At 58.0% G+C, this 21,916-nt stretch carries 21 protein-coding genes and 1 tRNA gene; 17 read left to right on the top strand and 5 right to left on the bottom strand.

The annotated features are described in order from the left end of the window. Positions 1-187: 187 nt before the first annotated feature. The 6 genes from deoD to QP977_RS04995 all read left to right on the top strand — a co-directional run bounded on the left by deoD (position 188) and on the right by QP977_RS04995 (position 8,170). The gene (gene deoD, locus QP977_RS05020; RefSeq protein WP_038627983.1) at positions 188-913 is read left to right on the top strand and encodes a purine-nucleoside phosphorylase; all 726 of its coding nucleotides are present in this window, start codon (positions 188-190) and stop codon (positions 911-913) included. Between the two features lie 50 nt (positions 914-963). Next, positions 964-2,409: an MFS transporter gene (locus tag QP977_RS05015; protein WP_101739171.1), complete on the top strand. Its 1,446-nt coding sequence runs from the start codon at positions 964-966 to the stop codon at positions 2,407-2,409. A 337-nt stretch (positions 2,410-2,746) separates the two neighbouring features. Next, on the top strand, positions 2,747-3,763 hold the full coding sequence (nrdF, locus tag QP977_RS05010; protein ID WP_016422253.1) for a class 1b ribonucleoside-diphosphate reductase subunit beta: 1,017 nt from the start codon (positions 2,747-2,749) through the stop codon (positions 3,761-3,763). Between the two features lie 330 nt (positions 3,764-4,093). Continuing rightward, complete coding sequence (gene ctaD / locus QP977_RS05005; RefSeq protein ID WP_005511131.1) at positions 4,094-5,794, top strand: aa3-type cytochrome oxidase subunit I; 1,701 nt, start codon at positions 4,094-4,096, stop codon at positions 5,792-5,794. Between the two features lie 280 nt (positions 5,795-6,074). Next, positions 6,075-7,367: a phosphoserine phosphatase SerB gene (gene serB / locus QP977_RS05000; RefSeq protein ID WP_048732992.1), complete on the top strand. Its 1,293-nt coding sequence runs from the start codon at positions 6,075-6,077 to the stop codon at positions 7,365-7,367. Next, positions 7,367-8,170 carry a peptidyl-tRNA hydrolase gene (locus QP977_RS04995; protein WP_147765851.1) on the top strand — a complete coding sequence of 268 codons (804 nt, stop codon included), beginning with the start codon at positions 7,367-7,369 and terminating at the stop codon, positions 8,168-8,170. The genes serB and QP977_RS04995 overlap by 1 nt, the downstream gene beginning before the upstream one ends. On the opposite strand, the gene QP977_RS04990 is transcribed toward QP977_RS04995, so the two are convergent. The 3 genes from QP977_RS04990 to QP977_RS04980 form a co-directional block, all read right to left on the bottom strand. Continuing rightward, positions 8,161-9,744 (bottom strand): AMP-binding protein, encoded by a 1,584-nt coding sequence (locus QP977_RS04990; RefSeq protein WP_284847186.1) that lies wholly within the window; start codon positions 9,742-9,744, stop codon positions 8,161-8,163. The two genes, QP977_RS04995 and QP977_RS04990, sit on opposite strands and share 10 nt — an antisense overlap. Positions 9,745-9,925: 181 nt before the next feature. Then, on the bottom strand, positions 9,926-12,037 hold the full coding sequence (locus QP977_RS04985) for an ATP-dependent DNA helicase (RefSeq protein WP_410397586.1): 2,112 nt from the start codon (positions 12,035-12,037) through the stop codon (positions 9,926-9,928). Positions 12,038-12,051: 14 nt separating this feature from the next. Further along, positions 12,052-13,362 carry a nicotinate phosphoribosyltransferase gene (locus tag QP977_RS04980; RefSeq protein WP_016422259.1) on the bottom strand — a complete coding sequence of 437 codons (1,311 nt, stop codon included), beginning with the start codon at positions 13,360-13,362 and terminating at the stop codon, positions 12,052-12,054. An 81-nt stretch (positions 13,363-13,443) separates the two neighbouring features. Here QP977_RS04980 and clpS point away from each other — a divergent pair, with 81 nt between their 5' ends. The 8 genes from clpS (at position 13,444) to QP977_RS04940 (ending at position 19,558) form a co-directional block, all read left to right on the top strand. Further along, on the top strand, positions 13,444-13,737 hold the full coding sequence (gene clpS, locus QP977_RS04975; protein WP_005511165.1) for an ATP-dependent Clp protease adapter ClpS: 294 nt from the start codon (positions 13,444-13,446) through the stop codon (positions 13,735-13,737). Positions 13,738-13,767: 30 nt separating this feature from the next. Then, on the top strand, positions 13,768-14,319 hold the full coding sequence (locus QP977_RS04970) for a DUF2017 domain-containing protein (protein ID WP_070546264.1): 552 nt from the start codon (positions 13,768-13,770) through the stop codon (positions 14,317-14,319). An 85-nt stretch (positions 14,320-14,404) separates the two neighbouring features. After that, on the top strand, positions 14,405-15,508 hold the full coding sequence (locus QP977_RS04965; RefSeq protein ID WP_070601156.1) for a P1 family peptidase: 1,104 nt from the start codon (positions 14,405-14,407) through the stop codon (positions 15,506-15,508). Between the two features lie 16 nt (positions 15,509-15,524). Continuing rightward, positions 15,525-16,199: a rhomboid family intramembrane serine protease gene (locus QP977_RS04960; protein WP_016422263.1), complete on the top strand. Its 675-nt coding sequence runs from the start codon at positions 15,525-15,527 to the stop codon at positions 16,197-16,199. A 108-nt stretch (positions 16,200-16,307) separates the two neighbouring features. Next, positions 16,308-17,174: a glutamate racemase gene (murI, locus tag QP977_RS04955; RefSeq protein WP_370551064.1), complete on the top strand. Its 867-nt coding sequence runs from the start codon at positions 16,308-16,310 to the stop codon at positions 17,172-17,174. A gap of 73 nt (positions 17,175-17,247) precedes the next feature. Further along, the gene (locus QP977_RS04950) at positions 17,248-18,030 is read left to right on the top strand and encodes an MBL fold metallo-hydrolase (RefSeq protein ID WP_284847185.1); all 783 of its coding nucleotides are present in this window, start codon (positions 17,248-17,250) and stop codon (positions 18,028-18,030) included. Positions 18,031-18,098: 68 nt separating this feature from the next. Further along, entirely contained in the window at positions 18,099-18,860 is a 762-nt protein-coding gene (gene rph, locus QP977_RS04945) for a ribonuclease PH (protein WP_284847184.1), read from the top strand. Continuing rightward, the gene (locus QP977_RS04940; protein WP_016422267.1) at positions 18,857-19,558 is read left to right on the top strand and encodes a non-canonical purine NTP pyrophosphatase; all 702 of its coding nucleotides are present in this window, start codon (positions 18,857-18,859) and stop codon (positions 19,556-19,558) included. The genes rph and QP977_RS04940 overlap by 4 nt, the downstream gene beginning before the upstream one ends. 22 nt (positions 19,559-19,580) lie before the next feature. Here QP977_RS04940 and QP977_RS04935 read toward each other — a convergent pair whose 3' ends face one another. Both QP977_RS04935 and QP977_RS04930 read right to left on the bottom strand, forming a co-directional pair. Continuing rightward, complete coding sequence (locus QP977_RS04935; protein ID WP_005511118.1) at positions 19,581-19,934, bottom strand: DUF3817 domain-containing protein; 354 nt, start codon at positions 19,932-19,934, stop codon at positions 19,581-19,583. Positions 19,935-19,967: 33 nt separating this feature from the next. Then, complete coding sequence (locus QP977_RS04930; RefSeq protein ID WP_259803117.1) at positions 19,968-20,363, bottom strand: hypothetical protein; 396 nt, start codon at positions 20,361-20,363, stop codon at positions 19,968-19,970. Between the two features lie 202 nt (positions 20,364-20,565). Between QP977_RS04930 and QP977_RS04925 the strand changes: the two genes are divergently transcribed. The 3 genes from QP977_RS04925 (at position 20,566) to QP977_RS04915 (ending at position 21,603) form a co-directional block, all read left to right on the top strand. Further along, positions 20,566-20,647: transfer RNA gene (locus QP977_RS04925), tRNA-Leu, on the top strand. Positions 20,648-20,803: 156 nt separating this feature from the next. Then, positions 20,804-21,223, top strand: coding sequence for a hypothetical protein (locus QP977_RS04920; protein ID WP_187400021.1), 420 nt, complete (start codon positions 20,804-20,806; stop codon positions 21,221-21,223). Between the two features lie 182 nt (positions 21,224-21,405). Next, complete coding sequence (locus QP977_RS04915; protein WP_016422270.1) at positions 21,406-21,603, top strand: hypothetical protein; 198 nt, start codon at positions 21,406-21,408, stop codon at positions 21,601-21,603. Positions 21,604-21,916 lie beyond the last annotated feature (313 nt).

Raw genomic sequence — 21,916 nt, 5'->3', positions numbered from 1 at the left:
TGAAGGCGCGAGAATTTCCCCGAGTTTTGCCGGGAGATTCTCGCGCCTTTTTCGTCGCTCCACCCAATTGGGAACAAATGTAAATATCACTATTGACGGTTGTAATCCAGGTAATTAACCTGGGCAGTGGTACACCAATGTTCGCATAATTTTCACCCACGGCTAGTGGGGGAAGGGGCTGGAAGCCATGTCCGATACCACTGGTAAGAGCACTCCACACATCAACCCAAAGGGTGCGCCGATTGCAGAAACCATTTTGTTGCCAGGTGACCCGCTGCGTGCCAAGTTCATTGCGGAGACCTATTTGGATGATGTCGTTCAGTTCAACGAAGTTCGCAACATGTTGGGCTTTACCGGCACCTACCAGGGGCAGGAAGTGTCCGTCATGGGATCCGGTATGGGCATTCCGTCTATCTCGCTGTACTCCTGGGAACTTATCCATGTTTTCGGCTGCAAGAAGCTGATTCGCGTCGGTTCCTGCGGCGCGTTGCAGCCGGAGCTGGACCTGTATGACGTGGTTATCGGCCAGACGGCGTCGACGGACTCCAATTTTCTATCGCAGTACAACTTGCCGGGGACATTCGCCCCGTCCGCATCTTTCCGTCTGATTGAAGATGTTCGCGATCGCGCCCGTGAGCAGGGCATCACTACGCACGTCGGCAACATCTTGTCCAGCGATATTTTCTACAACTTCCAGGATGATGTGAACGATCGTTGGGCACGCATGGGTGTGCTGGCGGTGGAGATGGAATCAGCTGGCCTTTATGCCACTGCCGCCGAGGCCGGTGTGGAGGCCATGGGAATCTTCACTGTGTCGGACAACATCGTCACCGGTGGAAAGACCACTCCGGAAGAACGTGAGAAGGCCTTCACGACGATGATGGAGCTGGCATTGCCGCTGGCTCGACTCTAGTGTCCTGGTCCGCAATCAATTGGCTTGAAGTGTGAAATAGGTACAGTGCGATGAGCAATCCCGCCAGCAATACCAGCTTGAACGTGAATCCCCGTGAAAGCGCAGCATCCAAGGCTGCCGCGCCAAACCCTAAGGCCGCAGTCCCGGTCTTGCTGTTTTCCTTTGTATTCTGTTTGGTCTTGGACAATGGCTTTAAGTTCATGACCAAGCCGATTGCGGAATCTCTGGACCTCAGTGTCTCCACGGCCAGTCTGCAGGCGACACTCGCCGGTATCTTGATTGGCATTGGAGCGGTGGTGTACGCCGCATTGGCGGACAGCATCAGTATCCGCAAATTGATGATTGTCGGTATCGGCTTCGTCGCCGTGGGCTCTCTACTGGGTTATTTCTTCCAGGGGGTATGGCCAATCGTGCTTACTGCCCGCATTATTCAAACTGCCGGCCTGGCGGCGGCTGAGACACTCTACGTCATCTATGTCACCAAGTACCTAAGCCCAGAAGATCAGAAAACCTACCTCGGCTTTTCCACCGCGGCCTTCCAAGCCGCGCTGCTGATTGGAACGTTGACCTCGGGAATCGTGGCTACCTACATTTCCTGGCCAGCTATGTTCCTGATTTCGCTCATTCTGATAGTTGCCATTCCCTTCCTGATCAAGACAGTTCCGGAGGAGCAGCAGCAGAAGAGTCACCTGGATATCTTTGGCCTGTTCCTCATCGCGGCCATCGCCACTGCGGTGATGCTGTTCATGCAGCGGTTCCAATGGTGGTGGCTGGTGGCCGCTGCGCTGGGTGTCGCGCTCTTTGTCTGGCATATCCGGGCGCACGACAACGCCGTGGTCAGCCCGTCGTTCTTTACCAATGCTCGCTACGTTTGCGCGCTGATTGTTGTGCTCGTGGTTTACATGGTCCAGTTGGGGTATTCGGCCATTCTGTTGCCGTACATGGTCGACGAGCTCTATGGCATCAATCTCGACGGTGCTGCCTATATCCTCGCGCCGGGCTACCTCTGCGCTGTCATCGTCGGTGTAATGTCTGGCAAGGTTGCCAAGTTCCTGCCCTCGAAGCAGGCCATTGTCGCAGCTATCAGCATTATCATCGTGGCGTTGCTCATCCCCGCAGTGCTGCCGGGGGCCGGTGTTGCCACGGTTATCGTCTCCATGATTCTGTTCCCATCAGGGTTCGCGCTCATGTATGCGCCGTTGGTCGCGACCGCACTGCAGAACATTCCTGCCGCCAAGTCCGGTGTGGCAATCGGTTTCTACAATCTGACGATCAACATTGCCGTCCCGGTTGGCATCGCGTTAACGGCCATGCTTGTTGATTCTCGACCGGCCTTCTTCAGCACCCTCTCCATCGCGCAGTCTGAAGCAGAAGGGGTCTCCGCTACCATCGCTTGGTTGCTCGCGCTCATGGCTGTCGTAGGTTTGCTGGTGTACGTCATCTCCGACCGCATCATCAACGACACGGCGGAAAACCGAGAGAAGGTTCACGCCTAGGTTCGCGCAACATCTTGCGCTTGGTGCTTGACGACGGACATTGCGTCGTCAAGCACCTTGTTCTTTGTGTGACGTGGGGTTAGGGGAGGGGCACCGGGAACAAGACTCGGCAAGTGGGGCGATTTCTTCTAGGCCGCGTGCTTAATAATGCGGGTGTGGGTAAGCTGCTAAGGGTAGTGGCTCCTTTCATCGGGAGCCTGACGTTTTGTAGTGGGACAAGGCTGGAATAGCCACCGCTGCAGTCGCTGTTTGAACTCGTAAAGAGTGAAGGACGTTCCTTATATATAAGGTGTGTTCGAAAAACGGCAATATCAATGAAAAAGGGAGAGGTTTCCACGTGAGTTTCGATGATTGCCCACCCTCGACTCCGGCCCACCGTGAGAAGAATCCAGAGTCGCGTGCATGCCCAGTTGCGGCTATTGACTGGAACACGATTCCTGATGATAAGGATCTCGAGGTTTGGGATCGTCTGACCGGTAACTTCTGGTTGCCGGAAAAGGTGCCGCTGTCGAATGACATCAAGAGCTGGAATACGCTCAACGCACTGGAGCAGCGCACCACGATGCGCGTGTTCACTGGTCTGACCATGCTTGACACCATCCAGGGCACGGTAGGTGCAGTATCACTCATTCCAGATGCGCTGACTCCGCACGAGGAAGCTGTGTACACCAATATCGCCTTCATGGAATCGGTGCACGCAAAGAGCTACTCGTCGATTTTCCAGACGCTGGCGTCGACTCCTGAAATTCAGGATGCGTTCCGTTGGGGCGAGGAGAATGAGTACCTGCAGAAGAAGGCCAAGATTATCCTCGACTACTACGAGGGCGATAATCCGCAGAAGAAGAAGGTTGCTTCCACTTTGCTGGAGTCCTTCCTGTTCTACTCGGGCTTCTACCTGCCGATGTACTGGTCCAGCCACGCCAAGCTGACCAACACCGCGGACATTATTCGCCTAATCATTCGTGATGAGGCAGTTCACGGTTACTACATCGGTTACAAGTACCAGCGCAACCTGGAGCGTCTGACCCAGGCCGAACGTGACGAGCTGAAGGATTACACCTTCGACCTCATGTTTGATCTCTACGACAACGAGATTCAGTACACCGAAGAGATGTACGACGAACTCGGTTGGACCGAGGATGTCAAGCGTTTCTTGCGTTACAACGGCAACAAGGCTCTGAACAACTTGGGCTATGAGGGTATGTTCCCGGCCGACGAGACTCGCGTTTCGCCGTCGATCCTGTCGGCCCTGTCGCCGAATGCTGACGAAAACCACGACTTCTTCTCGGGTTCCGGCTCTTCCTACGTCATGGGTAAGGCTGAAGTAACCGAGGATGAGGACTGGGACTTCTAAAAGCACAGGTGTAGGGAACATTCCGCATCGAGCCTCACTCTGGTGACAGCACACACACGGGGGTAGTAGTCCTAGCCTCGACGGTTCCTGCTAAATAGGCGTTAGCCCAGGTTAAGACAATTCTCAGGAAACTAATAGTGTGCTTAGCTGAGTGGGGAAGTGAGCCGGAAAATCCCTTAGCCTTAACTTTTTCCAAGGTTCAGACTAGAATCTGGCACATAGCGGTAGGTGGGTTCGCCGTCGCGTACTCGCCTGCACTATTCTCACAAGGACAAAACTTAAAATCCCTGTAGTGAGTTACAGGAAATCTTCGCGTAGTAAGGAGGAAGAATGACTGCAGTAGCGCCTCGTCCAGATCATGGCGTTGTAGCGCCGGAACGGCCGCAGCCGTTCGGACATGAGCGTAAGGGCAGCTGGGCGTGGGAAATGCTGACCACGACCGACCACAAGAAGCTGGGCATCATGTACATCATTATGTCCTTCTCGTTCTTCTTTGTCGGCGGTCTGATGGCTCTGCTTATCCGTGCTGAGCTCTTCGCCCCAGGACTTCAGTTCCTTTCTAACGAGCAGTTCAACCAGATGTTCACCATGCACGGCACGGTGATGCTGCTTCTGTTCGGTACCCCGATTGTTTGGGGTTTTGCTAACTACATTCTGCCACTTCAGATTGGTGCTCCGGACGTGGCTTTCCCGCGTCTGAACGCTTTCGGCTTCTGGCTGACCACCATTGGTGGCATTCTGATGCTGTCGGGCTTCCTGACCCCGGGTGGTGCTGCTGACTTCGGTTGGACCATGTACTCCCCGCTGTCTGACCCGATTCACTCTCCGGGTGTCGGTTCTGACCTGTGGATTGTCGGTGTCGGTGTTGGTGGTGTCGGTACCATCGCTTCCGCCATTAACATGACCACCACTGTCCTGTGCCTCCGTGCACCAGGCATGACCATGTTCCGTATGCCAATCTTCACCTGGAACATCCTGGTTACCTCGATCCTGGCTCTGCTGATCTTCCCGATTCTGACTGCAGCTGCTCTTGGTGTTTTGTACGACCGTAAGCTGGGCGGTCACATTTACGACCCGGCAAACGGTGGCGCAATGCTGTGGCAGCACCTGTTCTGGTTCTTCGGTCACCCAGAGGTCTACGTCCTGCTGTTGCCGTTCGTGGGCATCATCACCGAGGTCGTTCCGGTCTTTTCCCGTAAGCCGCTGTTCGGCTACGCAGGTATGGTCTTCGCAACCCTGTCTATTGCAGGTCTGTCCATGGCTGTGTGGGCACACCACATGTTCGTGACCGGTGGCGTTCTGCTTCCGTTCTTCTCGTTCATGACCTTCCTGATTTCGGTCCCGACCGGTGTTAAGTTCATCAACTGGATGGGCACCATGTGGCGTGGCCACATGACCTTCGAGGCTCCGATGACTTTCGCTCTCGGCTTCATCGTGACCTTCCTGTTCGGTGGTTTGACCGGTATTATGCTGGCTTCCCCACCGCTGGACTTCCACGTCTCTGATACTTACTTCGTCGTGGCGCACTTCCACTACACCCTGTTCGGTACCCTGGTCTTCGCTTCCTACTCGGGCGTTTACTTCTGGTTCCCGAAGATGACTGGTCGTATGCTCGACGAGAAGCTGGCAAAGGTTCACTTCTGGCTGACCTTCATCGGCTTCAACCTGACCTTCCTGGTCCAGCACTGGCTGGGTAACGAGGGTATGCCGCGTCGTTACGCCGACTACCTCGAGACTGACGGTTTCACCACCCTGAACATGATCTCCACCGTTGGTGCGTTCATCCTGGGTCTGTCTGTTATCCCGTTTGTCTGGAACGTCTTCAAGTCCTGGCGCTACGGTGAGGTCGTCACTGTTGATGACCCGTGGGGTTACGGTAACTCCCTCGAGTGGGCTACTTCTTGCCCGCCGCCGCGCCACAACTTCACCTCGATGCCGCGCATCCGCTCGGAGCGCCCGGCGTTCGAGCTGCACTACCCGCACATGGTTGAGCGTCAGCGCGCAGAGGCCCACGTTGGTCGCCAGCTCTAAGAGCTAGTGGCTACATGGCTGATGCAACTCTGAGTTAATAACTACGCGAAGCTACGGCCCCATCACGGTTCTCCGTGATGGGGCCTTAGTCTTGTCTTTGAGAGTCTTTCCTAGGGAAGAGGCAGTAAGAGAGCGCAGTAAGAGCAGGGGGGGGCGCAGGGAGCGCCAGAAGGGCAAGAGAGCAAGGCGATGGCTAGCGCCTGTCGCTGGCCACCCACTGAAGTGCGGAATCCCACTATGCGATGAGCGCTCTGCCGGGGCTTCATGCGATACTGGATTGGTGAATGAACAGGTAATTACCTCTCCCAGTCAGTCTGTAGATACCGATGCTCTATCGGTTTCGTTGGCACCGGGACTAGCTCCGGTGCTTATTACCGCTGTTGGCCGAGACCGCCCGGGTGTCTCCGCAGCTTTCTTCCGCGTGCTCGCGGCCCACGGAGTTCAAATTTTGGATGTGGAACAGTCGGTGTTCCGCTCTAATCTGAGCCTCGGTGCGCTTGTTGGTGTCACAGAAGAAAAGGTCGGTGTTCTCCGTGAGGGACTCATTGAAACACTGAAGCCTCACGGCATGACTGTCAGTTTCCAGCTGGATGCGCCGATTGAGCGCAGCGATGGCTCCACCCACGCACTTGTCGTGTTGGGCAATCCGGTCAACGCTGAGGATATTTCCCGTATCGGCCGCACTCTTGCTGATTACGGTGCAAACATCGATTCCATTCGCGGTATTGCTGACTACCCAGTCACTGGCCTGGAATTGCTGGTCTCTATTCCGGACCCGAAGCCGGGTGCGGGCATTCCGCTGCGTAAGGCACTGGCCGAGCTTGCACAGGACCAGGACATTGACATCGCAATTGAACGCGCTGGTTTGCAGCGCCGCTCCAAGCGCTTGATTTGTTTCGATGTGGACTCGACCTTGATTACCGGTGAGGTCATTGAGATGCTGGCCGCCCATGCTGGTCGCGAGGCGGAGGTTGCAGCGGTTACAGAGCGCGCTATGCGCGGTGAGCTGGACTTCGCCGAGTCACTGCATGAGCGAGTTAAGGCTCTGGCTGGCCTGCCGGTCAGCGTCCTAGAGGAAGTCACTAACTCCATCGAGCTGACTCCAGGCGCCCGCACCACGATCCGCACGCTGAAGCGCCTCGGTTACAAGTGTGGTGCTGTCTCCGGTGGCTTTATCCAGATCTTGGAGCCGCTGGCAAAGGATCTCGGTCTGGACTTTTACAAGGCGAATACCCTCGAGGTCGAGGACGGAAAGCTGACTGGACGCGTGGTCGGCGATGTCGTCGATAGGCAGGAGAAGGCCCGCAGCCTCAAGACGTTCGCCGCAGAGTCGGGATTTCAGATGCATCAGACCGTTGCGGTCGGCGATGGGGCCAATGACATCGATATGTTGTCGGTCGCAGGCCTTGGTATTGCTTTCAATGCCAAGCCGGCGCTAAAGGAAATCGCTGACACGTCCGTCAACGTTCCATTCATGGACTCGATTCTGTTCATGCTGGGCATTTCCCGCGATGAAATCGACGATGCCGACCGCGAAGATGGCACCTTCCGCCGCGTGCCGTTGGAGCAGTAGTGCAACGCGAGGATCACAAGAATCCAGCTGTCACGGACGCATCATCGGTACCGGAGTGGTTCCGTATCGCCCATAACCTCCTGCCGCAACCTGATAGGGAAGACCACGGCGAGGATGTGCCGTGGGCAATGGCTATTGTGCTTGAGGTTCCGAAGAAGGAACGCCCCTCGCGCACTGCGCTGCTCCGCGCTGCCGCGATGGCTGTGGTTGCTTGTTGCCTGGACGAACGCGCAGGCGATGACACTTCTGCCTATCAACAAGGTCTGGCGTCTTGGTACGGTGCGCGCATCCGCAAGCTCACACGTCGCGCTCGCAATATCGGCTGGCAACGCGCTCAGCTTGCACCGGGTGTCACCGTGGACGTCGACGGCGCGCAAGCTCGCGCACTAGTGCCAACGCCTGTCGACGAAACCTACCCGGAGATTGCCAAACTACAAATTTCCGGCACCGATTTGCCTTACGACGACCCGGAGAACACATCTCCCGGCGCCCCGGGCGACCATGAGAGCGCTGACACCTTTGCTCCGCCAGTGATTTGGGTGGACAAAAACCTGAATATGTCCGTAGGAAAGGTGGCCGCGCAAGTTGGACACGGCTCGATGCTCTATGCGGCCAGCCTGTCGGTCGAGGACGCTTGGGCGTGGGCGCAAAGTGGTTATGCGTTAGATGTGAAAGAAGTACCGCGGGAGCAGTGGCCAGCGCCAGAGCCCCGCGCGGTTGAGGTTCAGGATGCCGGGTTTACCGAGATTGCACCCGGTTCAGTCACCGTGGCGGTGACCCCTGGGGCAGTAACTCACGACTGAGCGCGTGCTGCCTCCATGGCCTTGAGATCCTTGCGCAGAATCTTGCCCGTCGCCGACTTCGGGATTTCATCCATGAACTCGACTGCTCGCACCTTCTTGTACGGTGCGACGCGGTCGGCGACGTAGTCCATAATCTCGTCTTCAGTCACCTGCTCGCCCGCCTTGATGACGACGTAAGCCTTAGGAATCTCCTCGCCGTCGGAGCGAACGACACCACTGCAGGCGGCATCGGCAATATCCGGGTGGTTGAGCAGCACGGACTCGAGCTCGGCCGGCGGAACCTGGTAGCCCTTGTACTTAATCAGTTCCTTGAAGCGGTCGACGATGTACACATTCCCGTGTTCGTCGAGTTCCGCAACGTCGCCGGTACGCAGCCAACCGTCGACAAGCGTCTCTGCCGTCGCCTTCGGGTTGTTGAGGTAGCCCTTCATCACCTGTGGACCATGAATCCATAGCTCACCTGCCTCCGAGCGCCCCTCGGCGGGAACCGGGATTTCCTCAAAGCTGTCGGAGTCGAGGTTGACAATCTTGTACTGAGTGTTGGGGACTGCGCGACCGATCGAGTCCAGCGGACTATCGTGGCCGATGCGGATGTGGGCTGCTGGCGAGGACTCGGTCATGCCGAAGCCCTGTGCGACCACGCAGTCAAGGCGCTTTTCCACCTGTTCCGCGAGGTCAAGTTGGAGAGAAGCGGCACCCGAGAAGATTGTCTCCAGGCTGGACAGGTCAAAGGAATCGACAGCTGGGTGCTTGGCCAGGCCCACAGCTACAGGCGGTGCGATGAACGCGAACTTCACCTTGTGCTCGGCGATGATGGACAGGAAATCGACGAGGTCGAACTTGCCCATGGTGTACTGCGTCGTGCGGCGCCACAGGCACAGATTCAGCAGCGCAGTCAGGCCGTAGATGTGGAAAAACGGCAGGATAGTGACAGCCGGGGTGTCCTCGGTCAGCGCGTTGACTGTAGCTCCACCCGCCTGAGCGACGTTGGCCACCAAGTTGCGGTGAGTGAGCTGGACGCCCTTCGGTACACCGGTGGTTCCCGAGGAAAACGGAATCACGGCAACGTCATCGGGTGATACGTCGACGTCCGGGGCTGCGTGCCCCTCGGCAAGCAGCTCGCCCATGCCGTGGAGACCCGTCAGGCCGATAATCATCTCTTCCGGCAGACCAGCAGCCTCAGCGCCGTGGGCGCCAGCCCAACCGATTGAGGAGGTCGTCAGCATCATCTTCGCGTCAGACATCCGGAGTTGGTTTTCAATGTCCTCCGCAGTTGCCAGCGATGCGACCGTCGTGCAGACAGCCCCCGCGCGTAGGACACCGTGAAGAGCGACCGCGAAGGTTGTCGAGTTGGGGCAGTGGAGAGCCACAACGTCGCCCTTCTTAATCCCACGTGCTGCCAGCGCACCCGCAAACTTCTCAATGCTGGCCTTCAGATCACCGAAGGTGACCTCGGAGCCTGAGTCAACGATTGCAAGCTTGTCCTGGTGACGCGGCTCAATTTCTCCGAAGAGAAACTCGAAGAGCGAGGTCTCCGGGATGTCGATGTCGGGGAGGTTGCTGGAAAGGGGCATGCAGGAAATCGCCTTTCTAATCTCGCGCACGGCTGCCAAGTGCCCTGCATCATTAGCTAGGTCGCTGCAGCAGTGCTGTGTTACACATCACAATAATGTATTAGATAGAAAAGCGTGGAAGTTTTTCCAGAAACTATGCCTGATCCTGCATTACTTCGTGAGCCCAGACGAGTCCCCTGAATCAGCCTTGGGTCAGCCGCCGCAACGCTCCAGCCGCAATATCCAGGTTGGTCGTCCTCCAGAAGTCAGGCATCGACGCGGCAATCCAGGAACCATAGCGTGCAGTAGCCAACCGTGAATCCAGTACCGCAACAACCCCGCGGTCATCGACTTGGCGTAGCAGACGACCAGAACCCTGCGCCATCAGCAGCGCTGCATGTGTCGCTGAGACCTCCATAAAACCGTTTCGGCCAGCGGCATTAGCCGCATCGGAGCGCGCGGACAAAAGCGGGTCGTCGGGGCGGGGGAACGGGATGCGATCGATGATGACACACGATAGCGATGGGCCAGGAACATCGACGCCTTGCCACAGCGTCAGCGTGCCAAACAAGCATGTCTGCGGATTAGCTGCGAAGCGATCAACCAGAGCACCGATAGAGTCATCGCCTTGGCACAGCACGTCGTAAGGCAGGCGCTTGCGCATTTCCTCCGCCGCTGCCTCGGCGCCTCGGCGAGAAGAAAACAGCCCGAGCGTTCGCCCACCAGCGGCGCGGATGAGGCGCTCCATGATCGCGAACTGCTCCGGTGTGGCGCCGTCGCGTCCAGGTCGTGGCAGGTCGCGTGCGACGTAGAGGATGCCAGATTTCTGCGGGTCAAAGGGCGTGCCGACGTCCAAGCCATCCCACCCACCGGAGGGAAGCCCCCAAGCGGCGGCCATGGCATCGAACTTGCCGCCAAGAGCAAGTGTTGCTGAGGTCAAAACGACGGTGGATTCGCCGAAGAGGCGTTCGCGAAGCAGTGCTGCGATGGACAGGGGAGCGACATAAACTGTCTTGTTCTCGCCAAGCCATACGACATCGTCGCTACTGAACTCTAGAATTCGCACGACTGTGTCGTGCATATTCTCCACGGCAGCGCGGACGGTCTGGCGCTCAGTGTTGTCAGAGTCAGAACTCGAACCACCGGAGCCCGACCCGCCAGAGCTGCCTGAACTAGAGGTGCCTAGCGTGGTCTGTAGTTGCCACAGGCTATCGCGGAGCGAAGTTAGCGCCGCTCCAAGCTCACCGGGAATTTCTTCGAGTGCGCCGCTGTAGGCGTCGGCAAGCAATGCGACGGTCTCGCCGAGTAGATCCGTGGCATCGGTGACATCATCCACCTGCTCTGCGGCTCCGAATTTGCGGGCGCGCCGGGCCATCATGGTGATACCGGCAGGGGAGAGCTCGTCGGTGGCAACAGAGGTGATTCGACCGTCGAGCTCGTGAGCCTCGTCAATGACAACGCAGTCGTGCTGCGGCAAAATCATGGCGTCGGAGAGCGCATCGATGGCCAACAGTGCGTGATTGGTGACAACGATGTCAACGTTGGAGGCCTCGCGGCGGGCTTGTTCGGCGAAACACTCCTCGCCGAAAGGGCAGGAAATGGCACCGACGCATTCGCGAGCCGTGACGGAGACCTGCCGCCAGGCTTCGTTGGAAACGCCCTTGTCCAGGCTGTCGCGGTCGCCGGTGTCGGTGTCATTGGCCCACTCGCGTAGCCGCATGACCTCGGCAGCGGTTCGGCTGAGCTGCGCTTCGCTGAGGAGGGCAGTGGGGCCAACGGCGTCACCTGAGCTGGCCTGCTCGGATTCATCACCGTCCATGACGGGATCTTTGATGACATTTCCGACCTTGGACTTGCACAGGTAGTTTGAGCGGCCTTTGAGGATTGCGAAGGTTGGCGTGCGGGACAAGTGTGGCTCTAGCGAACTGACTAGCCGCGGCAAGTCGCGTTCGACCAGCTGGCGTTGCAGAGCAATGGTCGCCGTGGAAACGATTACTGACTCGTCGGACTCCATTGCTTGCACAATGGCGGGCACCAGGTAGGCCAGTGACTTACCAGTACCGGTACCGGCCTGTACCGCTAGGTGTCGCTCGCGCGCAAAGGCGGAGGCCACTGACCGGGACATTTTGACCTGATTCGGGCGAGTTGTTCCGCCGAGTCCCTTCACTGCTGCATCGAGAAGAGCTTCGATGCTATCCGAGTCATGGACGCTGGCTCTCGGTGAAGCTAGCTCGTCTGCACCATCAACATCGTCAAAGTCCTCAAAGCCGTCCGATAGCTCAGCAAAATCTGCGTGCTCGGGAGTATCCGACACAGTTCCCCCGCCGCCTAAACGCCGTGGAAGCGGACGGACAGTACCGGCTCGTCACGGGAAAGTGCGAGCCCCTCCCACGGGAGGCTGACCAGCGCCTTAACCAAGTGATCGCGGGACTCCTCCAAGGTCGGTAGACCATCGACGACCTCGCCATCGCGCATCATCGGGATGGTTAGATCGCGGTAGTGCAGGTTGCCCACATCCGGGATTTCCGAACCGAGCGGGAAAGCGATTTCCTCCACGGCGGTACCGGAACGGCGGCAGGTACGAATCGCCGCCTTCACGCCACCGTGGCTTCGCTTGTCCAACGAGCGCTTGGCGACGGGCACCCCATCAACTTCGACCATCTTGTAGACCAGTCCCGCAGTTGGTGCGCCGGAGCCAGTGACTACCGAGGTGCCCACACCGTAGACATCGACCGGCTCGGCCCTCAGTGCCGCAATGGCGAACTCGTCGAGGTCAGAGGACACTACGATGTTGGTGTTGTGTGCACCCAGCGAGTCCAGCTGCTGACGCACCTGGCGAGCGAGAACTCCGAGGTCACCGGAGTCAATACGTACACCGCCGAGTTCCGGACCCGCGACCTCAATGGCCGTATTGACGCCCTCGGTGATGTCGTAGGTATCCACCAACAAAGTGGTGTCGGTTCCCAGTGTGTCAATCTGAGCCTTGAAGGCCGCAGCCTCGTTCGTCGTGCCATCTGGGTTGGTGTGCAACAGAGTCCACGCGTGCGCAGCGGTACCGGAGGCTGGGATGTTGTACCGTGCCGCTGCCTCCAAGTTGGAGGTGGCGCTAAAACCTGCCAGGTAAGCGGCGCGGGCAGCAGTCACAGCTGCTTCTTCATGAGTACGACGCGAACCCATTTCAATAATCGGGCGCCCACCGGCAGCCGTGACCATTCGGGTCGCTGCCGAGGCAATGGCGGAGTCCGCATTGAGAATGGAGAGAATAACAGTCTCCAAAATGACACACTCGGCGAAAGTGCCCCGCACAGTCAAAATGGGCGAGGCGGGGAAGTAGAGCTCTCCTTCGCGGTAGCCGTCGACTTGGCCGCTGAAGGAATAGTTACGCAGGTAATCCAGCGTCCGGTCGTCGAGGAAGTCCAGCGAAGCCAGCTGTTCCTCGGTGAAGCGGAAGTTGCGGATAGCATCCAATACACGCGCTGTCCCAGCGACAACGCCATAGCGGCGCTCATTCGGCAGACGACGGCCAAACACCTCGAAGGCGACCTGGCGCTCGCCGGATCCGTCGGCAAGCGATGCCTGCAGCATCGTCAGTTCGTACTTATCGGTGAGAAGGGCGGTGGAGGAATGCTTATCAATCACGGTCAATAGTCTAGTCGGCTGAAGCTGGCCGGGGCAGTCGGTTCCGGCGAGCGCGCGCCACTCCGTACTATCCTGGTGCCTATGAGCATGCCAGCAGCAACACCGATGCCCACTATGGATGCCGATGTCGTGACGGAATCGAACCGACCCTGGCAGTGCATTGTGTGGGATGACCAGGTTAATTCGATGAGTTATGTCACCTACGTGTTCCAGATGCTCTTCGGCATGGACCGAAAGAAGGCGCACGCGCTGATGATGACGGTTCACACGGAGGGCAAGGCAATCGTGTCTTCCGGTGAGCGTGACAAGGTAGAGGCCGATGTGAAGAAGCTCCACAAGGCAGGCTTGTGGGCAACAATGGAGCAGGCTGACTAAGCCGATATTCGACAGCGGGAGAGAATTTACATGCGTCCTTGGAAGCGCAAGCGATCCCTTCTCGGCGGTGGCGTCAAGTACGTCACGGCTTTTGAAGGCACGGAGCGGGATTTGCTGCTGAATCTGGCTGCTACTGTGGCGGACTCGCTGATGGAGCGAGCCCGGTCGGCGCCGAAGGATGAGCTCGCGGAAATGACGGGAATGCCTGTCGGACACTCCGAAGCCCCATCCGATCCGAAGCTTGCGCGACTGTTGCCGGACTTCACCAAGCCGGGTGAGGAGAGCGTGGAGGGGGAAAACGCTTTCATGCGCCAGCTGCATGAATCGGAGATTGTAGAGAGCAAGCTCCATTCCCTGCGTGCGATTATCGATGCCCTGGAGCCCGCCGAGTCGGGGCAGGTATCCATTTCGGAAAGTGATGCCCATGCCTGGGTAGCGGGTATCAATGACTTACGTATTTACCTGCATGTTTCCATGGAGAACCTCAATGGCTCCATCGAACAGATTGAGCAGACCGACGCGATGTACCAGTGGCTGTCCTACAACCAAGAGTCACTGTTGGACCAGCTCATGGGTGAGTAGCGAATCCGAGCAAAACCCCGAAAAGATGCAGTAATCAACTGAGGTTAGCTGCCATGAACTGTGGTGAAAGGTGCCGTGGTCGACAATGAATTCTGAGATCTTCGCAATCAGCCCCACCGACATTCGACACCAAGCCAGCAGTGCTGCGCTGGGCACGAGCATCGACATCGGCGCAGGCTGTCTCGACTCCATCGACGGCATCTCCATCGGCCATGCTGCTGAGGGGGATACCGGAGTCACCGTCATCGCCGCTCCAGGCGGCGCTGTCGGCGCTGTCGATGTCCGCGGCGGCGGTCCGGGCACCCGCGAGACCGACCTGCTCGCACCGGAGAATACGGTCGAACGCGCCCACGCTGTCGTTTTGGCTGGCGGCTCCGCGTACGGCCTCGCAGCTGCCGACGGAGTTATGCGTGAACTGCGCGACCGCGGCATTGGCTTTGAGGTCACCCCAACTCGTCCGGATATCCTCGTGCCCATCGTTCCCGGTGCTGTCATCTTCGACTTGCTGTTGGGGGAGCCGACGCTGCCCACCGCTGCGCTAGGGCGCGAGGCGTTGTCTCACGCGCTTGACGACGTCCCGGAGGACACTCCCTCCGGCACAGTAGGTGCCGGTGTCGGCGCTATGGCTGGGGCAATCAAGGGTGGTTTTGGACAAGCCCGTGTGACCTCCGCCGATGGTAAGTACTTTGTGGCTGCCGCAATGGTGGTGAACTCCTTTGGTGCGGTCATTGACCCGGAGGGACACCTTTACGGAATGCCGGCGGCTGCCGGTGCCAGCAAGGAGGCATTGGCCCAGCTGGACCAGGTTTTCGTCGGTAGAACCAAGATTCTCGCCGATGCGGCTGGCGACGGGGAATCGTCGGCAAGCACGCGAAACACAACGATTGGCACGTTGATAACCAATGCGCCGGTGACAACTGCGCAGTTGAAGCGGTTGGCGATGTGCGGTCATGATGGGCTGGCACGAGCGATTCGGCCGGCCCATGCGCCGATGGACGGTGACACGCTGTTTGCCCTCAGCTCGGCCGAGGCGGCGGATAGCGGAAACGCTGAACCCGTGGGCTCGGATGTGGTGGCCCTGTTGGCTGCGATGGCGGCCGATGCGGTGCAGATGGCTATTGTCGATGCCGTGATGAGTGCAACGGGACGCGCGGAAGTAGCCGCGCTGTCAGAGATGCTGGACAAGTAGTGAAGGAAGTTCGCCAATGAATCCGCAATGGAGCTCGGGACAACAGCAGAATTACCAGAACTATGCGCAGTACCCGATGGGCGGTCCCGTGCAGACGCGGCGGAATAATCAGATTGTTCCACAGGATCGCGACGGCGGGCTCGGGGCGGCCATCAGTACGGCTATTGGGTACCTGGCACTTATCTGGACGGTCTTTCTTGTCAACGAATTCATCTTTGGTGGGGCGCTGAACAACTTCGGTGTGCGCCCACGCGAAACCTCGACGCTGTGGGGAATTTTGACCGCACCGCTGCTGCACGCAGATTACGGGCACATTGTGGCGAACTCTCTGCCCGGGGCGTTGTTCGCCGGTTTGATTGCAATGTCGTCGAAGCGGCTATTTTGGCAGGTCACACTCTTGATTACGGTCGTTGGTGGCGGTCTGACATGGCTGGTCGGCGGTGTAAATACCGTCCACATCGGTGCGTCCGGCCTGATTTACGGCTGGCTGGCGTTTTTGGTGGTACGCGGTTTCGTGAATCGTCGGGTGATGCAGATTATTTTGGGCGTAATTCTGGCATCGATGTATTCGGGTCTTATCTGGGGAGTGCTGCCAACACAGATGGCTGTTAGTTGGCAGATGCACCTCTTCGGCGGGCTTGCGGGCATCTGGGCTGCGGTGATGTTTAAGCGTGGTCGTGCGCGTGGCTAAGAGTGCACGTGGTTAAGAGCCCGAGGTACGTGGCATCAGCTCCTGGCGGAATCGGCCTAGAATAGGAGCTTCGGTGTTTGACCAACGATATGAGGAGTCCAGATAGCGGTGGGAGCAGGAGCAGAAACTCAGGTAGTCAATCAGCTGACAGCGCAGGATAGCGGCTTCCCCGACCGAACAGCGCCGATTGGCATCTTCGACTCCGGCGTCGGTGGGCTGACAGTGGCACGTGCCATCATGGATCAGCTTCCGCACGAGTCGATTATGTACATCGGCGATACTGCCAACGGCCCTTACGGCCCGTTGCGCATCGCCGAGGTTCGTCAGCACGCGGAAGCGATTGCCGATGAACTGGTTGCACGCGGCTGCAAGATGATTGTCATTGCCTGCAACACTGCTTCGGCCGCATTTTTGCGTGATGCCCGCGAGCGCTACCCAGTCCCAGTAGTCGAGGTCATTCTGCCCGCTGTGCGCCGTGCGGTCTCGACCACCAGGAACGGAAAAGTCGGTGTGATCGGTACCGCCGCCACGATTCGCTCCCGTGCCTACCAAGATCTCTTTGATGCAGTGCCCGGTGTGGATGTCTCCGCGGTCGACTGCCCGCGATTCGTGGACTTTGTCGAGCGAGGAATTACCTCTGGTCGCCAGATTCTGGGACTTGCAGAGGGCTACCTCGCGCCATTGCAGGCCGATGGTGTGGACACCCTCGTGCTGGGCTGCACCCACTATCCGCTGCTGTCTGGTGTGATTCAGCTGGCCATGGGGGAGGACGTCGCCCTAGTGTCCTCGGCGGAGGAGACGTCGAAGGACGTTCTGCGCATCCTCACAAAGACCGACATGCTCGCTGACCCGGAGAGTAATCCGAACCCTGTGCGCACATTTGAATCCACTGGAGATCCGCAAGTTTTTGCATCACTGGCAAAGCGCTTCCTCGGGCCCGGTATTAGCCAGGTCACTATGCATTCCCAAATGTGACCTTTCTTATTAAATCCAGACACTCCATTGGTTTTTTGCTCGGTTTTGATCAATTACATGGCAAGCTTGAAGTATGCGATTGAAGGTTCTGGGATGTACAGGCAGCATGGGTGGCCCATCGGCGCCAGCATCTGGCTACCTCATTGAGCTGGATAACGGTCGAACCTTTGTCATTGATTTGGGTCCCGGTGTCCTCGCCGAATTGCAGAAGATCTCTGATCCTGCAGCTTGTGATTTGTTACTAACTCATGTCCACCCAGACCACACTGCAGACATTCCAGGGCTGCTCGTCTGGCGTCGCTTCCACCCGACAGCCCCAGCGAGTTCCCGGAATCTCCTGGTTGGCCCCGGAGACATTCACGACCGGATAGGCACCATGTGCAAAGCACTGGGAAGTGAAGAAGATGCCAACCTGGAAGACACTTTTGACCAGGTTGTGAGTAGCCCCGGTGAACCACTGTTAGTCGGCGGGGGCGAAGCGGACGGAGGCGCCGTCGTCACGCCGTATAACATGGTCCACCCGGTGCCAGCTGTTGGATACCGCATTGAAGCAGATGGTCTGACCATTGCATACACCGGAGATACTGCGTGGACCGATGAACTGGTGGAGCTGGCGCGGAATGCGGATATCTTCATCTGCGAAGCCACATGGTGCAGCAACGAAGAGGGCACACCGCCGGACATGCACCTGACAGGCTTTGAGGCCGGAAAGGCAGCGACACTGGCGGGGGTCAAGAAGCTGGTGCTGACTCACATTCCGCCATACGCCGACGGTGAAGAAGCACTACGTGCTGCGAAGAGTACCTTTGCCGGTGACGTTGAATTGGCCTACCTGGGCATGGAGCTAGGCGGCTAGTCACAGCGATTATCGAGTTTCCATACAGCTGTCGCACCGCTTTCGCGCCGGGCGGTAGGGTAGTTGGCATGACTACAGCTAATTCCAATTTTCGCCGTGCCGATGGACGCGCGGTTGATGAAATGCGCAAGGTGACCATCACTCGTGGCTTCACCGACAATCCGGCAGGTTCTGTGCTGGTTACTTTCGGCAATACGCGTGTAATGTGCACCGCTTCCGTCGAACAGTCGGTGCCACGATTCAAGCGTGACTCCGGCGAGGGCTGGTTGACCGCTGAGTACTCCATGCTGCCGGCCTCTACCCACGAGCGCATGCCCCGCGAGTCAATGCGCGGCAAGGTCAAGGGTCGCACTCACGAGATTTCCCGTCTGATCGGTCGCTCCTTGCGAGCTGCTATCGACTTGAAGGAACTCGGTGAGAACACCATCAACATCGACTGTGATGTTCTGCAGGCGGATGGTGGTACTCGAACCGCTTCCATCACCGGTGCGTACGTCGCGCTGGCTGATGCCCTGACCTACCTGCATGCAGCGGGTGCAGTTCCGGGCACCCCGCTGAAGGCACCAGTCGCAGCTGTTTCGGTTGGCATTATTGACGGCCGTGTCTGTCTAGATCTGCCTTACGAGGAGGACTCCCGCGCTGAGGTCGACCTCAACGTGGTGATGACCGCAGAGGGTAAGTTCGTCGAAATCCAGGGCACTGGCGAGGAAGGCACCTTTGACCGAGGTCAGCTGAATGACATGCTCGACTCGGCGGAAAAGGGTCTGCGTGAGCTCGTTGCCCTGCAGCAGGAAGTTCTGCGTGCGCCGTACCCGGGTGAGCTGCCGTGAAGCTCCTCGTCGCTACCCGAAATTCTAAAAAACTAGTCGAGCTCGACCGCATCCTGCGTGCGGCGGGTATTGATTCGGTGGAACTTCTTTCGCTTAGCGACGTCCCGGAGTACCCAGAGCGCCCCGAAACCGGTCGCACTTTTGCGGACAACGCCTACATCAAGGCTTTCGATGGTGCGACACACACCGGCTACGCGTGCTTGGCAGACGATTCGGGGCTCAGCGTCGATGAGCTAAACGGCATGCCGGGTGTGCTCTCGGCGCGCTGGTCGGGCACTCACGGCGACGATGTCGCTAACTACGAGCTGCTGCTCGCCCAGATGGGGGACTGCCCAGATGAGCGTCGTACGGCGTCCTTCCGTACCGCCTGCGCGTTGGTCGTCCCCGGTGTCAAGGAGGTGCCGTCCGCGCTTGCCGACGGCGGTTTCCCAGCCGTCCTCGATGAAGCCGGTAATCTGCTGCTGGTTGTAGAGGGCCGCTGGCCTGGCGCCATTCTGCGCGAGCCTGTTGGGGACAATGGGTTCGGCTACGATCCGGTGTTCGCGCCCGCAGTTGGGGAGGGCAACGAAGCTGAGGGGGCCTTGTCTGCGGCACAAATGAGCGCCGAAGACAAGGACGCTTTTAGCCACAGGGGGCGTGCACTGCGTGCCTTGACTCCGGCGCTGAAAATTCTGGCTGAGGTTGAGGCTAAGGGGTAGCCCTCGGGCTGCCGAGAGCCCGCTACTTCAGCTGGAAAGCGGTCTCGACTTCCTCACGACGCTTCTTCTCGACGAAGAAGGAGAGGAACGGGACCACGCCACCGAGCGCGGTGATAATCCACTTTGCTGGTTCCCAGCGGGCCTTGGTACCCAGGTTTACGGTGGCAATGAGGAATGCCATGTAGCCGAAGCCGTGAATCTGGGCGGTGTAGAAGAACCACCGCGGCGCGTCGGCGGAGTTGTCGAGGATGAGGTACTTGTAAATCATCTCGGCACACAGCAAGAGCAGCATCACACCCGTGAAGTAGGCGGTGACGGAGAAGTACGTCAGTGCCTTCCTTACGCGCTCTTGACGATCTGGATTGATGTTGGTCACTAAAAGTCCTTTTCTCGAATAAGCAGTTATCGCCTAGGCGTTGGTGCCAGAATCCGTCGATTGTGTCTCATCCACACGCTGCACCTTTCGCGAGCCATCTGGGTTGGTCGGCAGGAATTCGTCTGGAATTTCCGTCATGACATCGTCTTTAGCCTCAAATGCGGCCTCGCTATTGCCGCTCAGGCGTTCGCGTTCGTACTCCATGTATTTGCGGTAGGCCCAAATAAAGAACAGGCCGAAAGCTGGCCACTGCAGTGCGTAGCCCAGGTTTTGGAATGAGCTGGTTGTGTTCCACCTGCTGAGCTGCCAGTAGGCGAGTGCAAGAGTGGCGCCGACTGCAAGAGCCAAGAAGATTAGTTGCATCACGCGGGTACGAGTGGGAATCTTCGCTGGCTTGTCAGTGGTATTGGAATGCTGTGAAGTGGACACATAACCACCATAGCTAGTCCGTGACCTGCCAAGCTAGCGCGCTCGCTGGATAGGCAGGGGATGGGACATTAGGAAATCTGCGGCAAACCCGTTAAAGTGTGTACAGTCCAAATGAGCTGTGAAAGTTCGTTGTGCCTGTAGGTGGCTAATAGGTAGTCCATGCTTACGGGGACTGTACGTAACTGTCACGGATTCGCGACGGGCGCCTGTGGCGGAATTGGCAGACGCGCTGGATTTAGGTTCCAGTGCCTTAGGGCGTGGGAGTTCAAGTCTCCCCAGGCGCACACATAAATACCCCGTGACTATGCAGGTCACGGGGTGTTTTCGTTCTCCAGCCCGCCAGATTTTTCGCCCTCATTACGCTGCGTGCCCAAAATCTGGCCCATTTCCCGCCCGAAGCTATTCCAAGGTCGCTAATCTCCCGTGCACGGTGTAGAACCATGACTATGAAAATTGTTGTCTGCGTCGTTTATCCCCGCTATCCGGATAACACTGAACCTCTCGGCGGGTTCGTCGAGTCCGAGGAGACCGCCCTCGCGATTGACAACTGGTGGCGCGCGCAACCCGGCGGAATGATGGGCACCTGGGAAGATTTCGAGGTCGAGGTCGAAAGCCGCGACCAACTCCTCTATGGAGTATTCACCGGCACCCCCACTCTCGAAATCACCGATAGCAACTTCTGGGACCCTATCTGTTACGGGGTGTACACCGACCGGGAAGAAGCCGAGCGGGCAACCAAACCAAAGTCAATGTGGGAAGCGAACAACAGTCCCCAGAAGTACGTCCTCCCCTTCCGTCTGGGCTGGAAATATGACAGATACTTCCCTGACGGAAAGCCCTGGCCACCAGACCAGCTGTAGACCTGCGACAGTTTTCGCATCGGGAAGGGGAACGCAAGACGGGGCAGTCGCACAGCGCGCGTGAGTGCCATTCTGGGAAACCTTTGTTCGCTCATTCCACTGCGTAGGGCAATCGAATCTGTCGATACAATGACGCTGATCGAATCGTATCTTGAATCGTAAGGTGGAAGCAGGGAGGCAACATGAGCATCTCGATGCATCTGGATGAGTACATGGCGCGTCGTGGCATAGTTCCCGACGACACTGTGGTCAACGATGATCCCTGCGCAATCTTCGACGGCAAGGTCGAGCGCGATGGTAAGTCGCAGCAGGACCTTGAAGAGTCAGAGCGGCGCTTAGAAGAAGCGGAGTCCACAATTCTGGATATGCTAGGCGATTAATCGAGGAAAGATTGAGCGTTCTCGGCGCCCATTGACACGCATTCCGGGTGTGATGTTCATCACCGATTGGGCATAAATTGGCTCAGTCTTCCGGGCTTCATTTTCCACTGCCGGTGCTGACAGAGTGGTGAAGTGCAAGCAATTTCTCGACAGGGGAACACTGTTTTCTACCTGCGAAGTTCTTTCATTTTAGAAGCGTTGTACTCGCTGATTTCGCAGCCGTGTTCGGCCTCTCGTTTTGGGGTTGCAAATTATCTTCGCGTTGATGGCATCACAAAACCGCACGAGAAAAACATGATGGATTCCTCATGAT

Source organism: Corynebacterium sp. MSK012 (assembly GCF_030232435.1).
GTDB lineage: Bacteria > Actinomycetota > Actinomycetes > Mycobacteriales > Mycobacteriaceae > Corynebacterium > Corynebacterium jeikeium_D.
The sequence above is the reverse complement of the archived record's forward strand: the minus strand, read 5'-3'. Positions and strand labels throughout refer to the sequence as shown.

What these genes read in the sequence shown, in the direction of transcription:
- QP977_RS04920 (WP_187400021.1), top strand. Translation starts at nt 20,804, where the DNA reads ATGACTATGAAAATTGTTGTCTGCGTCGTTTATCCCCGCTATCCGGAT.
- QP977_RS04950 (WP_284847185.1), top strand. Translation starts at nt 17,248, where the DNA reads ATGCGATTGAAGGTTCTGGGATGTACAGGCAGCATGGGTGGCCCATCG.
- QP977_RS04970 (WP_070546264.1), top strand. Translation starts at nt 13,768, where the DNA reads ATGCGTCCTTGGAAGCGCAAGCGATCCCTTCTCGGCGGTGGCGTCAAG.
- clpS (WP_005511165.1), top strand. Translation starts at nt 13,444, where the DNA reads ATGAGCATGCCAGCAGCAACACCGATGCCCACTATGGATGCCGATGTC.
- rph (WP_284847184.1), top strand. Translation starts at nt 18,099, where the DNA reads ATGACTACAGCTAATTCCAATTTTCGCCGTGCCGATGGACGCGCGGTT.
- QP977_RS04990 (WP_284847186.1), bottom strand. Translation starts at nt 9,744, where the DNA reads ATGCCCCTTTCCAGCAACCTCCCCGACATCGACATCCCGGAGACCTCG.
- QP977_RS04915 (WP_016422270.1), top strand. Translation starts at nt 21,406, where the DNA reads ATGAGCATCTCGATGCATCTGGATGAGTACATGGCGCGTCGTGGCATA.
- QP977_RS04960 (WP_016422263.1), top strand. Translation starts at nt 15,525, where the DNA reads ATGAATCCGCAATGGAGCTCGGGACAACAGCAGAATTACCAGAACTAT.
- ctaD (WP_005511131.1), top strand. Translation starts at nt 4,094, where the DNA reads ATGACTGCAGTAGCGCCTCGTCCAGATCATGGCGTTGTAGCGCCGGAA.
- deoD (WP_038627983.1), top strand. Translation starts at nt 188, where the DNA reads ATGTCCGATACCACTGGTAAGAGCACTCCACACATCAACCCAAAGGGT.
- QP977_RS05015 (WP_101739171.1), top strand. Translation starts at nt 964, where the DNA reads ATGAGCAATCCCGCCAGCAATACCAGCTTGAACGTGAATCCCCGTGAA.
- QP977_RS04965 (WP_070601156.1), top strand. Translation starts at nt 14,405, where the DNA reads ATGAATTCTGAGATCTTCGCAATCAGCCCCACCGACATTCGACACCAA.